The sequence below is a fragment of the Vagococcus sp. genome, from assembly GCF_036639995.1.
Taxonomy (GTDB): Bacteria; Bacillota; Bacilli; order Lactobacillales; family Vagococcaceae; genus Vagococcus.
Genome location: NZ_JAVWHO010000058.1, coordinates 1 through 12,418 on the forward strand (window position 1 = coordinate 1; position 12,418 = coordinate 12,418).

The window sequence follows — 12,418 nt, forward strand, 5'->3', positions numbered from 1 at the left end:
CTTTGAAATAGTACTTGCCAAGTGGCAAATCCTTTACTTCTAGTTGGCCATCAGCATTTGTTGTAAGTCCTTCTTTTACTAATTTCTTTGTTTCAGCATTGTAGAGAGAAAATTCTGCGCCTGATAAAAATGCCCCATCTTCACTATCTGTTTTCTCTAACACAACGCCACCTTTATTCTTTTGCCAATGCCAACTATGAGTTTCTCCTGCTCCTCTAAATTCATTAGCTATAATATTACCATCGATGTTTTGTTCCCCACCAACCGACGCCTTTGGAGCTAACATGCTCCCTACCCACGTTGACCTTAAATTAATGCTTCCTGAAAAAGGTGACCCATACTGCTCAAAATTCCATAAAACAGTACTATCGCTAAAATCAATAGTTTCTTTATTTCCTCTTTCAGAACCATCTGTATAACGGAATTTTATTTGACTATCCATTGTGTATGATGATTGATTTCCTGTATCCACAGTTATGTAAACGTTTTTAAATTGCCCGTCGCCACTATTTTTTTCTAATCCAGCAATCGTAATAGGCGTCCCTGTCTGCAGCACATCAGAAGTTAATTTTATATAAACATCTTTTTTATTAAACTCACTTGCATCTATCACACGAATATTACGATCAGGAAAATCAGCACTACTATAAGTTCTATCAACTTCATGATCAATAATACTCTTGCTCACATTATTAAGTTTTTGAAATTCAGCATCAAAATCAATGTAGACATTTGGAGCCTTGTCTTGATAAATATCATTACCACTTATTCTATCCATCTGTTTACCATTGACTTTTGGGCGATTAAATTCAGATAAATCTATTCTGACATCTTTTCCAAATACCATTTTTGTATGCCCTGTAATTCCAGAAGCTCCATTAATATTTTTAACTTGTTGAGCATAATTGTACTCCATTTCTTGAATATTTTGCGTTCCAAAATTAGAGTCACCGGACAATTCTCTTGTCGCGACATTTCCGTTAGTATGATTCCTTAAATTAGCTTTATTAGCAAATATATGAAAATAATTTGCTGCTCCAAGGGGGCTACTTTTAGCCTCTGGAACATCTTTATAAAACGTTTCACCGTCTTTAATTAAATAAACATCTTCAAAAAATGAATAGCCCGTTGTTGTAAGAACGAGCATCAGTACAATACCAATAAAACTAAAAATAATTTTTTTAGACAATTTCATACAGCATCCTTCTTTCTTGCAATGAGTTATTGCTTGGTTACTATCTAACAAACAGATATTTTATTATTTTCTCATAGATTACGTATATTAAAATTGTATGCCTATAAAAATAAAAGCATCTCTCATACAATCTTATCTGTTATTAAATAGCACCTCCTCTTCAACGTATAAATAAAATATTCTGTTAATTTACTTTTTCAATAATATAAACAAAAAAGCAACATCAAAGCCTTTTATGTGTTCAAAGTCTATTTTAACTCAAATTCGCATATTTTGCCAACCCTATTATAAAATGTGTGTTTTAAACAATCGGATAAACTAAAACAAGAATTATTACAAATAAACACATTCTAAAGTTCGTGAAATTTTAAATGTTTTTTATAATAAATCAACTGCTAATATCAATGTTTTTGTGCTTAAATCATTTAATTTTAAACTTATTTAACATATCTTTATCGAACCAGCCTTCAGTTATTCTTTGTTTTTTTATTCTTAAATTGTTTGGTTTTAAAATTTATAATCTTCTAAATCGAATATAAGGATAAAAAATACTAAAAACCTTGTCTAGCTATTCCAAAAAAGAATAGCTGGACAAGGTTTTTTTATAAGATTATTCCTTGATAAATCTATCTTTTGATTAATTTTTTATTTTTTTTGCACAAAAAAACAAAATCTTTTTTTCGATTTTGTTCTTTTCATTTTTATATTTAAATTTCACACAATTTATTAATTATTTACGACGCTTAAATCGCCATTCTTTCACAAAATGTTCAACAGACATGACGGGATGATAAATCATCATTCGAGGTCCAGAATAACGCATAATTTTTTGCATTTTCTCTTTATAGCTTTTTTTATAACAATGCACCGGACAAACTTTACATGTTGGTTTCTCTTCACCGAATCGGCAATAGTTTAAACGTGACATGGCGTAATTTTCTACGTCTTCTTTTTCAATAAGATGCTCATCGTCTTTATATTGCTTGTAGTAAATATCAATCATTGCCTGAACCGTTTTTTTCTCAAAATAAATTTTTGGTCCTTGATTTATCTCTCTTTTCACAGTAATTATTTCCTACTGCCCTAAGACAGCTGATAATTTTTCAGTATTTAAACGACCCTTTTGAGTAAAAAATTCGCTTAATTTAGTAAATACTAATTTATTTTTATCTACTACATCGTTTTCAACCTGTAAAACAAGCAACGGCTCATGTAAACTCATTCTTAAAAGGAACCAACCTGATCCATAGTTATCACTAACATTAACACGGATCCCTTCTTCATTTTCTGGATCAACACTAAACCCTGACGTTGCATCTACAAAATCCACTAATTCTTTAATAACGTCATTCCCATACACTCGGTAGTTATCTCCAGAAATTTTAAAACGTACTTCTTGCGCTTCTGCTGGTTGTTTTAATTTCTCAATTAATTCTCCTATATTTTTTCCTTCTTTTTTAAGTTTCGGTAACAGTATCAAAATTTTAGCAATAACATATGCTCCGTCATCAAGAAAGTAATTTTCCTTAAATGCTGCATGTCCACTGGTTTCAATAGCAAGAGGTGTTTCAATTCCTTCTTCATTTAACTCAATCGCCTTGTTAATTACATTACGATAGCCACATAAATAGCGAACTTGTTTACCACCTAAGTCTTCTATGAAATCTTTTAAATGGCTTGAGGTTGGTGAATTAGTAACAATAGTTTGGCCTTTTTCATTTTCTAAAACAATTTGTGCCAAGACAGCTATCAAACTATTTCGATTGATTACTTGACCACTTTTATCAACAACTGCTGCACGGTCAACATCTGTATCAAAAATTACACCTAAATCAGCTGTATTTGCTAACACTGCTTGTTTAATACTAGCCATAGCTTCTTTATTATCCGGATTTGGAATGTGGTTTGGAAAACGACCATCTGGTTCTAAAAATTGACTGCCCGTTGTATTAGCACCTAACTCTGACAATACTTTTTCAGCAAAGAAACCACCCGCTCCATTACCAGCATCTAAAACAATATGAAATCCTTTTAATGGTTGTTTGTCTTCTGTTTCTTTTTGAATTTTTTTAACCATGTCTTCTGCGTATAAAGAAATAATTTCTTTTTTCTCAACACGACCTTTATCAGATTCTTTTTCATCAAAAGAAGTTGTATTAGCTAAAATATAATCAATATCTTCATGTTCTGCTCCCCCAGATTTGGTAAAAAGCTTAATGCCATTGTAATAAAACGGCAAATGACTAGCGGTAATCATAATTCCGCAATCTGCTCCAAATTCACTAAATTGAGTAGCCATAAACATAGCTGGTGTTGTTGCTAATTCTGCATCAAACACTAGCACATCCTCTTTTAAAAATGAAGCAATCAATCCGTCTTTAATCTCTTTGGCTGACAAACGACTGTCATGACCAATTGCAATTTTTAAAGGACTAGTTTTTATTTGTTTGGCTTGTCTCAACCAAGCAATAATTCCCGTTGCAATTTCCTTGGCTTCGACTTGTGTTAAGTTAGCTCTAAACTCTTCATGAGAAATGGCTACTCCTCTAATATCCGACCCATTTTGTAATTCTGATAATACTGACATTTAATCTCCTCCAATATAATTATGCAAGATAAGACAATAGTAACTCATTTAAACGTTTAGCATCTTCTTCTGATTTGGAAATTAGAACAATCGTATCTGTTCCTGCTAAAGTTCCAACTATTCCATCTATTTTTAATTCGTCAATTTCTGCTGCTACAATATCAGCAGTGCCAAGCAAAGTGTTTACCACATTCATAAATTGAACATGTGTTACGTTAGTCACAGAATCTTTAAAAACCTCTTTTAATTGGTCTTCTGGTTGGCTGTTTTTTTCTGGCAAAATACCATACTTAACCAATCCACTGGCGTCATGAACCTTCACAATTCTAAGCTCTCTAATATCTCTTGAGATAGTTGCTTGTGTTGCTTCAACACCTTCTTTGGCAAGATTTTCTAGAAGTTGATGTTGACTCTCAATTGACTGCTGAGAAATAATTTGTTTGATTAAGAGTTGCCTTTTTTTCTTTCCCACATCATACACTCCTTGTCTTTTCATACTAATTATTATTATAACAAAAAACAGGATCAAAAAAGAGAGGAAATGTTTTTAATCTAAAGAAACAGCAATTAATTTCTCACATAATGTTTCGTAATCAATTCCAAATGCTTGTGCTTCTTGTGGCAATAAACTTGTCGGTGTCATACCTGGTAATGTGTTTGCTTCAATACAAAAAATATCATTGCTATCGTTCATCATAAAATCAATTCGAGAATAACCAGACAAGCCTAAAATTTTATGAGTTTTTAGAGCCATTGCTTGCATCTTTTCTGTAAGATCTTTGGATAAATGAGCTGGTGTTACTTCTTCAGCACTGCCTGCTTGATATTTATTTTTATAATCATAAAAACCAGATTTAGGGATTATTTCGATAATTGGCAATACCTCATTACCTAAAATACCTACAGCAAATTCTCGTCCATGAATCGTTTCTTCTAGTAAAATATCTGTTTGATATTCTTTTGCTTTATTAATAGCTTTATATAAAGTATCTTCATCTTCAACTAAGGCAACACCAATACTTGAGCCGTTATTATTAGGTTTCACAACACATGGTAAATTTACGGTCAACCCTTCTTCATAAATTTGCCACTTAGGCGTTTTAACCCCATGAAAGCCCATCAACTCTTTTGAAAGAATTTTATCCATTGCTATTGCACTCGCTTTATGCGATGAACCTGTGTAATTAATATTATAAATATCAAAAATCGCTTGAATTTTACCACTTTCACCAATACCACCATGAAGGGCTAAGAAAACAATATCAGCCGTTTGGCAAACAGAGATGATATTTTCTCCCATTTCGCTTTCAACTTGAAAAGTTTTCTTTAATTCTGTTATATTCGGAGCTGTTTCAGGTACCTCAAACGCATAATTTTCTTTTTTATACTGAGCATAAGCACTCTCAAAATCCGTAGTTTCAGGAAAACCAGCTAATAAATCTACTAATAATACTTCATGATTTTTATTTATCAACGCATTGGCAATTTGAGAACCTGATGATAATGACACATCTCTTTCATCACTAAAACCACCTGCTAAAACGATAATCTTCATATGTTACCTCCAAGGTTAAGTTTTTTAAGCCTAAGTATATCAAATTTTCAAATCTTGATTCAATATTCTTATTATTTTTAAAACTTTCTTAACCGATATATACAAAAAAACTATCAAACACAACACCGTGCGTTTAATAGTTTTTCTAAAGTTATTGTTAGTTAAATGTTTTAAAACGATCTTCATCTGACATATAATCTCTTTGACCAGCTGGTGATTCAATTGAACCAAAGACCATTTGTCCTCTTAATTTCCATGATGCTGGAATTGCCCACTCTTTAGCTACTTCTTCATCAATCACTGGATTGTAATGTTGTAAGTTAGCACCAATATTTTCTTCTGATAAAGCTACCCAAACATTCGATTGAGTCATACCACTTGCTTGTTCTGACCACACTGGGAAGTTCTCAGCATATAAAGCAAATTGTTCTTGAAGAGACTTAATCACATCTGTATCTTCAAAGAAAAGAATCGTTCCCTTACCTGCTGCAAAGCTATTTAACTTAGCTTGTGTATTTGGAAATGCTTCTGCTGGTGTTAATGGTTTTAGCGCGTTTTCTGTGATAGTCCATAATTTTTTATGAGCATCTCCAAAAAGAATAACCACACGTTGTGTTTGAGAGTTGAAAGCTGTTGGTGTTTCTCTCACAACTTCCTTAATCAACTCTTCTACTTCTGTGTTTGATAAAGAGATATTTTGTCCTAAATTATAAATTGAACGACGGTTTTTTAATGATTCTACAAATTTTGACATTTATTTCACTTTCCCTTACATTTGTTTTTTGATTACTTTAGCATCATAGCAACTAACTTTTTATAAGTAAAATAATATGCTCACTTTTTGTAAGCTTTTTTCATAAAAAAAGCCAACGACTACTTTTTATTCAAAGTCGTTGGTTTCATTTAATTATTTATTAGTAAACGTAAAAGCTAAATCATCATTATCCGTCAAACGAACAAATTTTTGATCATATAAACTAACATCTAGTTTAAATTCTTTATCATGATATAGTTTCTCGTAAGATTCTTTATCCATTGCAAAAACAATAAACTTAGACCCTTCTTTTCCAGTTGGTAACTCTTCATCATTGTTGATTTCTAACATATTTTCATGCATTAATTTTTCTTTGTTACCAATTGTTAGAGTAGCCGATGTTTGCCCTAGATTTAAGGTTTCTTTACCATCATTTTTAATTGTTACTTTCGCCGTCAAAACAATTACACCTGTATCAAAGTTTTTATAGCGTGGTGCTTCGTCTTCATTTGGCGTAAATTCAGTTATTTGATAACCATCTAGGGTTACTTTCGCTCCCTCAAATTCTGCTTGTTTACCATCCTTTTGGTCAATTAACATCTTTTTTTCTCCCAAATTTTCGACAGTGGCTTTATCTTCATAAAAGGCTCCTTGTGCTTCCGCTTTTTCAGCACCTTCACCTGATAATGATATTTTAGATTCTTTTGGTTCAATAATTGCATCCTCTTTTTTGAAACTTTCCGGTTTTGAATACATACCAGGCAATTCAAACATGGCTTCTCCGTTTTCAGCTATTTTTTCCATTGCTTCTGGTTTAACCGGTAACGCAACATAGCCAGTAAATTCTTCTTTTGGTTTAATCTCGTATTTAACTTTAACCAAATCATCTACAACATCTGTTCCTAGTAAGCTCTTATTTCTGGAAATCGCTGAAGAGAAACCTGTCACACTTATTGTGTAACCAGCGCTTGTATAAACAGATTTGTCTGAGTCATTTTTTAAAGTAGTAGAGACAAGAATAACGCCACCTTTTTCTACTTGGTCAGCAAACGTAATGCGTAGATCTTTTGAAAAATCATTAATTTCAACATATTCATACCCATTTATAGCAACTTTCACACCATCTTTTTCATTAACAATGGCTTCTTTACTTTCATGTTGAACTGTTAATTTTTTAGCTTCTGTTGTTTTCTTTAATTGATCATTAATCTCTTGCCAATTACCCACATCTGCCTTTTTCTCCTTTGACTCTGTTGTTTCCTTTGTTTTTTCACTTGAGACAATTGTTGACTCTGATATTTTTGACGTAGTCGTTTCTTTTTCCTTTTCTTTCCCACAAGCACCTAGCGCTAGCAATGAAATACCAACCATTGATAACCATACACTTTTCTTCATAAAAATACCCCTTTTTGTTTTATTACATACAATTATAACAGCTTTTATAAACAAAAATAACCTATTCATTTATTAATAGGCAAAAAAATAGAATCCTTTTTAGAAGGATTCTATTATCTAAGTAAATTCACGCCACTTTAAAAGGCGATATTCTAACCTATCAATCAATAAAAATAATAAAAATGCAACCAAACTCAATACGAGTATGCCACAATACATGTCTAAATAATCTAACCTACCCCAAGCGTCCATTACAAAATAACCGAGCCCATATTCAGTTCCGTAAACTTCTGTAAAAAATAAAATGGCGATCGCTGTTCCTAATGCCACTCTTAGAGCACTAAGAATAGAGGCCAGTCCTGCAGGTAATGTAATTAGATAAAATAATTGCCAACTACTTGCGCCTAAAACTTGAAGGCTTTTATAATAACTGGCAGAAATATTTTTTATTCCATCTCTAACCGATAAAATCACTTGGAAAACCACGATTAACGCAATTAAAATAATTTTCGAGTTATTACCTAACCCAAACAGCAACATAATAATTGGTAACAATGCAATTTTAGGAATTGGATATGTCAGATAAATAACAGGATCTAACATTTGGTTCCATTTTTCTACTCGGCCCATTAATAGGCCAACCAAAAATCCTATAACAACAGCAATCAATATCCCCCAAAAAAGACGAACTAAACTGTTATAGGCATGCATTCCTAGTTTGGCTAAATCCATTTGAAAAAGATGTTGATAAACTAAGACAGGACTAGGTAACATGTCTTGCTTCATCAATAAACTAGCTATATACCAAAGTACATTCAAACTTACAAAAGCTAGCAGTGTATGAAATGTCTTATTTTTCTTTATCATTATTATCAAGTACCTCCCTAATTTGCTGAGCTACATGATAGAAATCGTCAGATAATCGTTTCTGTGTAAGAGGCAATTTAAAACTCGTGTTTTCAAATACTTGGGTAATTTTCCCTGGCTTTCCAGATAACAAAGCGATTCTCTTACCTAAAAAAACTGCTTCTTCAACATCATGGGTTATCAAAATAGTTGGTGCTGGTTTTTTCTCCCATTCAGTTAAAAATAAACGTTGCATTTTTTCTCGCGTGATAGCATCTAAAGCTGAGAATGGTTCATCTAACAAATATAAATCAGAGTTCATCACCATGGCACGGGCAATTGACACCCGTTGCTGTTGACCTCCACTTAATTGGTTAGGAAACTTATCTAGCAATTCTCTTATTTGGAGTTCCTCAATCATCTCATCTATTTCCTGTTGTTTCTCAGATGTAATGCTCACCTTTTTAATCCTTAAACCTAAGAGAATGTTCTCCTTAACGCTCTTCCACGGTAACAATCCATAATTTTGAGGAATCCAACCTATCGTATGTTTTTTTTGTGACACCTTTTCTTTGTTAAGTAAAATTTGCCCCGAATCAATCGAGTGAAGAGCCGTAATACTATTTAATAGCGTTGACTTCCCTGTACCACTTGGGCCTATTAATGCTACTATCTCTTTTGTACCAACAGCTAAATCAATTTCTTCTAACACACGCTGCTTGTGATAAGACACGTTCACTTGTTTGATATCTAGCATACAGCTCCTCCTCTTATTTAGATAGTAACGGACTTAGTACATCTGTTTCTTTCCATTCTTTTGTTGTAATACCTTGTTCTTTCGACCAGTCAAAAGAACTTGTTAACTGTTCTTTTTTAATTTGTTCTGCGTGTATATATTTAGGTAGCGACACGCTTTCTTTAATCTCATCAGTAAAACCAATTTTTTCTTTCATAACATCATAATAATCTTCCATTGGTTTGTCATTAATAAAATCAACACCTTTATTATACCCTCGATAGAAAGCTTCCACAGCTTTTTTATTTTTTGATAAACTATCCCCAGTAAAACCAAAGACTGTAGCATTTATATCTAACTCATTACTGTTGCCTAATTCTTTTAACCCATTTGCTAAGCCAATTGTTCTAAATGGCTCTGGGACTACCGTAGCATCAATTTTTTTATTTTTTGCTAACTCTACACGAACTGGAATTTGCGGAACTTCTTCATAGACAATATCTGAAACTGATAAATTTTTCTTCTTTAACGCCTCGTCTAAAAAGTAATATGGTGCTTGATTTTTAGCAATCCCAACTTTTTTTCCTTTTAAATCAGAAATTGTCTTAATATCTTCATTACTGGTTAAAATAGAAAATGTTCCAATTGATTGACTAACCACTTTAACATCCAGACCGCCTTGTCGGTAAGTGCTCAAAGCTATCAAATCACTGTTAGCACCATCTAAATGTCCGCTTGTTAACGCTGCATCACGATCTTTTGGTGATTTGAAACTTTGAAGTTCTAAATCCAAACCTTCTTCTTTGAAAAAGCCTTCTTTTTCAGCTATATAAACAGGTAAACTATCTACTGCAGGCATCGCCCCAAAACTTAAAGATAATTTGTCCTTTACCTCATCTGATTTTGTTTTCTTTTCTGTTTTTTCAGTTCCACAACTTGCTAGTAATCCCAATGAGAAAACAGCAATAGCACTCAAAGCCAATGTTCTTTTTTTCATCTTCAAAAATACTCCTTCGTCCATCAAAATTAGTGATTGGTTCAATTTTTCACTTTGTTAAAAGTAACATAAAAATTTATTTTTTTCTATCAATCGGCTTGTTACTTGCCTCTTTTTTTTGAATATGATACTCTTGTGGGACGCTCAAATGAGTCGGAAGAAAACATTAAGGGAGAGTTTCATCATGGCAAGAAATATTTACGTCGTGCCGTACCAACCAGAATGGCCGACATTATTTAAGAAAGAACAAGACGCATTAACTCAAGCATTAACCACCAATAATTTAGTTCAAATTATCCACATTGGAAGTACATCAGTACCTAATTTAACTGCAAAGCCAATTATCGACATGTTACTCGTTGTAAAAGACATCGAAGCACTAGATAAGGAAAACACAGTATTTACTAATCTAGGTTATCTGCCACACGGAGAATTTGGTATTCCTAAAAGAAGATATTACGCAAAAGGTGGCGATAATCGAACTCATCAAATCCATGCGTTTCAAATGGATAATCTTTACGAAATTGGACGACATGTTATGGTGAGAGATTATTTGCGTAACAATAAAGATGCTCTGCGTCGGTATGCTGACATTAAAACAAAAGGTGCTGCCCTTTATCCTCATGACATTGAAGGGTATTGTGATTTCAAAGATGCCTTTGTTAAACAATTAGAAAAAAATGCCATTGAATGGCATTGGAAACAACATTAAAAAATAAAAACTCAAAGTTTTCACTAAACAGTGACAGCTTTGAGTTTTTTTAATTGAACCACTCTTCTTTTAATACTGCATAATAATACTCATCCCACCAAACATCATCAACAGGAAGACATTTTTTAAAGAATCCTTCCCTTCTCATACCAAGCGATTCCATCAAACGCCATGATCCTGGATTTTCAGGCTGACAAGTAGCTATAATTCGGTGAATATTTTTTTCTTTAAAACCAAAGTCAAGTAAAGCATGTGCTGCTTCTTTAGCATATCCTTTTTGATGATATTGTTGGTTGAATACCCAACCTATTTCATATGAGTGATCTCCAAAAAAAGGTTCAAAAGAAAGATGGCCTATCATTTTCCCTGTTTCTTTTAACACAACAGAATAAAATTTATTCCGCCCTTTTTCTTTTCTTACAAAAGAAATCACTTCTTCTTCTGTCTCAAACATTTCTGGAATATAGTGCATTACTTGCTGATCAAGTAAAAATTCTGCCGCATCCTTATCATCTGTTTCTTCATAATTTCTAAGAATCAAGCGTTTTGTTTCAATTATCATTCAATCCCTCCTCACTCATCACCAACGAAAGCGTTTGGTACTTGTACTAAACCAAATCCAACTTAAAAACAACAAAAGTAAAAGTAGTGTCAACCAAAAATACCGTGGCATCAATAAAAGATAAGCAAATAGACCGGTTACTAACAATGAACGAAACACAGCTGCTTTCATTTTCAGTCACTCCTTTTAGTAATATTAAGTTAATTGGTATACTTTATTTTACCATAAAACCTTATTTATATATATAAGCGTTATCATCTTAAACACGCCTTTACAACATGTATAGAAACGTTTAAACTAATAACAAGTAACATAATTCGTTTCACTCTGGAGGGAAACATATGTATAAAACAAGTGACATTATTAAGCGAGACGCAAAAGAAGCTTTAAAAGGCCGTTGGAAAGAAGCTATTATCTTAAATCTAATTCCTATTCTTCTTAGGATTTTCTTAGTTTTAGCTGGATTCTTCTTTGCATGGTTCGCACGTTCAACTCACTATGAGGGAGAATGGTATACTCAAATAACAACTAACCTTGTTCAGCCTATTGTTGATTTCATATTCGCTATTATTATTATGGGGATTTCTTTTACTTTACTTGACGTTGTGAGAAATAAAGAAGAGGCCACTATGGAGCCTAGTCAAGCTTTTAGATTGTTTAATTCAAATGATTTTATCCCCATTATCTTGATTAATTTACTAATAATGATTTTTACTTTTTTATGGTCATTACTTTTAATCATTCCTGGTCTTGTTAAAGGTTACGCCTACTCACAATCAAATTTTATCTATAAAGATATGTCAACTCATGTTGATGTAAAGAGCATGAATGCAACTGCTTTTATCGATGAAAGCAGACTCTTAATGGATGGACATAAAGGGAGATTATTTTGGTTAGATTTTAGTTTTATCGGTTGGCATATTTTAGGTGGCTTGACATTCGGTCTTGCATATATCTACATCACACCATACTTAACAACTTGTCACGCCGCTTTTTATGATGACCTTTCTAAAGGTAAATATTTAGCAGACGGACAACAAGAACAAGAAATAGAAAAAGATGATGTCTGGGAGTCATTT

The 12,418-nt window shown here is 32.8% G+C and carries 13 protein-coding genes; 2 read left to right on the forward strand and 11 right to left on the reverse strand.

What is annotated here, in order from left to right; all coding sequences use genetic code 11:
• From RR554_RS11060 to RR554_RS11105, 10 genes are all read right to left on the reverse strand, one after another.
• On the reverse strand, positions 1-1,195 hold a 1,195-nt coding region (locus RR554_RS11060), incomplete at its 3' end, for a collagen-binding domain-containing protein (protein WP_332468030.1).
• A 730-nt stretch (positions 1,196-1,925) separates the two neighbouring features.
• On the reverse strand, positions 1,926-2,258 hold the full coding sequence (locus RR554_RS11065; RefSeq protein ID WP_332468031.1) for a nitrous oxide-stimulated promoter family protein: 333 nt from the start codon (positions 2,256-2,258) through the stop codon (positions 1,926-1,928).
• A 12-nt stretch (positions 2,259-2,270) separates the two neighbouring features.
• The gene (locus RR554_RS11070) at positions 2,271-3,782 is read right to left on the reverse strand and encodes a phosphomannomutase/phosphoglucomutase (RefSeq protein WP_332468032.1); all 1,512 of its coding nucleotides are present in this window, start codon (positions 3,780-3,782) and stop codon (positions 2,271-2,273) included.
• 19 nt (positions 3,783-3,801) lie between these two features.
• Positions 3,802-4,254 (reverse strand): arginine repressor, encoded by a 453-nt coding sequence (gene argR, locus RR554_RS11075; protein ID WP_332463147.1) that lies wholly within the window; start codon positions 4,252-4,254, stop codon positions 3,802-3,804.
• Between the two features lie 75 nt (positions 4,255-4,329).
• The gene (locus tag RR554_RS11080; RefSeq protein WP_332468033.1) at positions 4,330-5,337 is read right to left on the reverse strand and encodes a D-alanine--D-alanine ligase family protein; all 1,008 of its coding nucleotides are present in this window, start codon (positions 5,335-5,337) and stop codon (positions 4,330-4,332) included.
• 157 nt (positions 5,338-5,494) lie between these two features.
• Positions 5,495-6,091 (reverse strand): nitroreductase family protein, encoded by a 597-nt coding sequence (locus RR554_RS11085; RefSeq protein WP_332463149.1) that lies wholly within the window; start codon positions 6,089-6,091, stop codon positions 5,495-5,497.
• A 153-nt stretch (positions 6,092-6,244) separates the two neighbouring features.
• The gene (locus tag RR554_RS11090; protein ID WP_332463150.1) at positions 6,245-7,486 is read right to left on the reverse strand and encodes a DUF5068 domain-containing protein; all 1,242 of its coding nucleotides are present in this window, start codon (positions 7,484-7,486) and stop codon (positions 6,245-6,247) included.
• 117 nt (positions 7,487-7,603) lie between these two features.
• Positions 7,604-8,353, reverse strand: a complete 750-nt coding sequence (locus tag RR554_RS11095) for an ABC transporter permease (RefSeq protein ID WP_332463151.1) — start codon at positions 8,351-8,353, stop codon at positions 7,604-7,606.
• Positions 8,337-9,089: an ABC transporter ATP-binding protein gene (locus tag RR554_RS11100; RefSeq protein WP_332468034.1), complete on the reverse strand. Its 753-nt coding sequence runs from the start codon at positions 9,087-9,089 to the stop codon at positions 8,337-8,339. The genes RR554_RS11095 and RR554_RS11100 overlap by 17 nt, the downstream gene beginning before the upstream one ends.
• Before the next feature lie 13 nt (positions 9,090-9,102).
• Positions 9,103-10,065: an ABC transporter substrate-binding protein gene (locus RR554_RS11105; RefSeq protein WP_332468035.1), complete on the reverse strand. Its 963-nt coding sequence runs from the start codon at positions 10,063-10,065 to the stop codon at positions 9,103-9,105.
• A 184-nt stretch (positions 10,066-10,249) separates the two neighbouring features.
• On the opposite strand from RR554_RS11105, the gene RR554_RS11110 reads away from it, so the two are divergent.
• Positions 10,250-10,777 carry a GrpB family protein gene (locus RR554_RS11110; protein ID WP_332468036.1) on the forward strand — a complete coding sequence of 176 codons (528 nt, stop codon included), beginning with the start codon at positions 10,250-10,252 and terminating at the stop codon, positions 10,775-10,777.
• Positions 10,778-10,826: 49 nt separating this feature from the next.
• On the opposite strand, the gene RR554_RS11115 is transcribed toward RR554_RS11110, so the two are convergent.
• The gene (locus RR554_RS11115; protein ID WP_332463155.1) at positions 10,827-11,339 is read right to left on the reverse strand and encodes a GNAT family N-acetyltransferase; all 513 of its coding nucleotides are present in this window, start codon (positions 11,337-11,339) and stop codon (positions 10,827-10,829) included.
• Positions 11,340-11,680: 341 nt separating this feature from the next.
• On the opposite strand from RR554_RS11115, the gene RR554_RS11120 reads away from it, so the two are divergent.
• Positions 11,681-12,418, forward strand: a 738-nt coding sequence (locus RR554_RS11120; RefSeq protein ID WP_332463156.1) for a DUF975 family protein, incomplete at its 3' end; no start/stop codon positions are given.

Bases quoted from the DNA above. Each gene is read 5' to 3' on its own strand.
- RR554_RS11070 (WP_332468032.1), bottom strand. From the start codon at position 3,782: ATGTCAGTATTATCAGAATTACAAAATGGGTCGGATATTAGAGGAGTA.
- RR554_RS11080 (WP_332468033.1), bottom strand. From the start codon at position 5,337: ATGAAGATTATCGTTTTAGCAGGTGGTTTTAGTGATGAAAGAGATGTG.
- RR554_RS11085 (WP_332463149.1), bottom strand. From the start codon at position 6,091: ATGTCAAAATTTGTAGAATCATTAAAAAACCGTCGTTCAATTTATAAT.
- RR554_RS11090 (WP_332463150.1), bottom strand. From the start codon at position 7,486: ATGAAGAAAAGTGTATGGTTATCAATGGTTGGTATTTCATTGCTAGCG.
- RR554_RS11095 (WP_332463151.1), bottom strand. From the start codon at position 8,353: ATGATAAAGAAAAATAAGACATTTCATACACTGCTAGCTTTTGTAAGT.
- RR554_RS11100 (WP_332468034.1), bottom strand. From the start codon at position 9,089: ATGCTAGATATCAAACAAGTGAACGTGTCTTATCACAAGCAGCGTGTG.
- RR554_RS11105 (WP_332468035.1), bottom strand. From the start codon at position 10,065: ATGAAAAAAAGAACATTGGCTTTGAGTGCTATTGCTGTTTTCTCATTG.
- RR554_RS11110 (WP_332468036.1), top strand. From the start codon at position 10,250: ATGGCAAGAAATATTTACGTCGTGCCGTACCAACCAGAATGGCCGACA.
- RR554_RS11115 (WP_332463155.1), bottom strand. From the start codon at position 11,339: ATGATAATTGAAACAAAACGCTTGATTCTTAGAAATTATGAAGAAACA.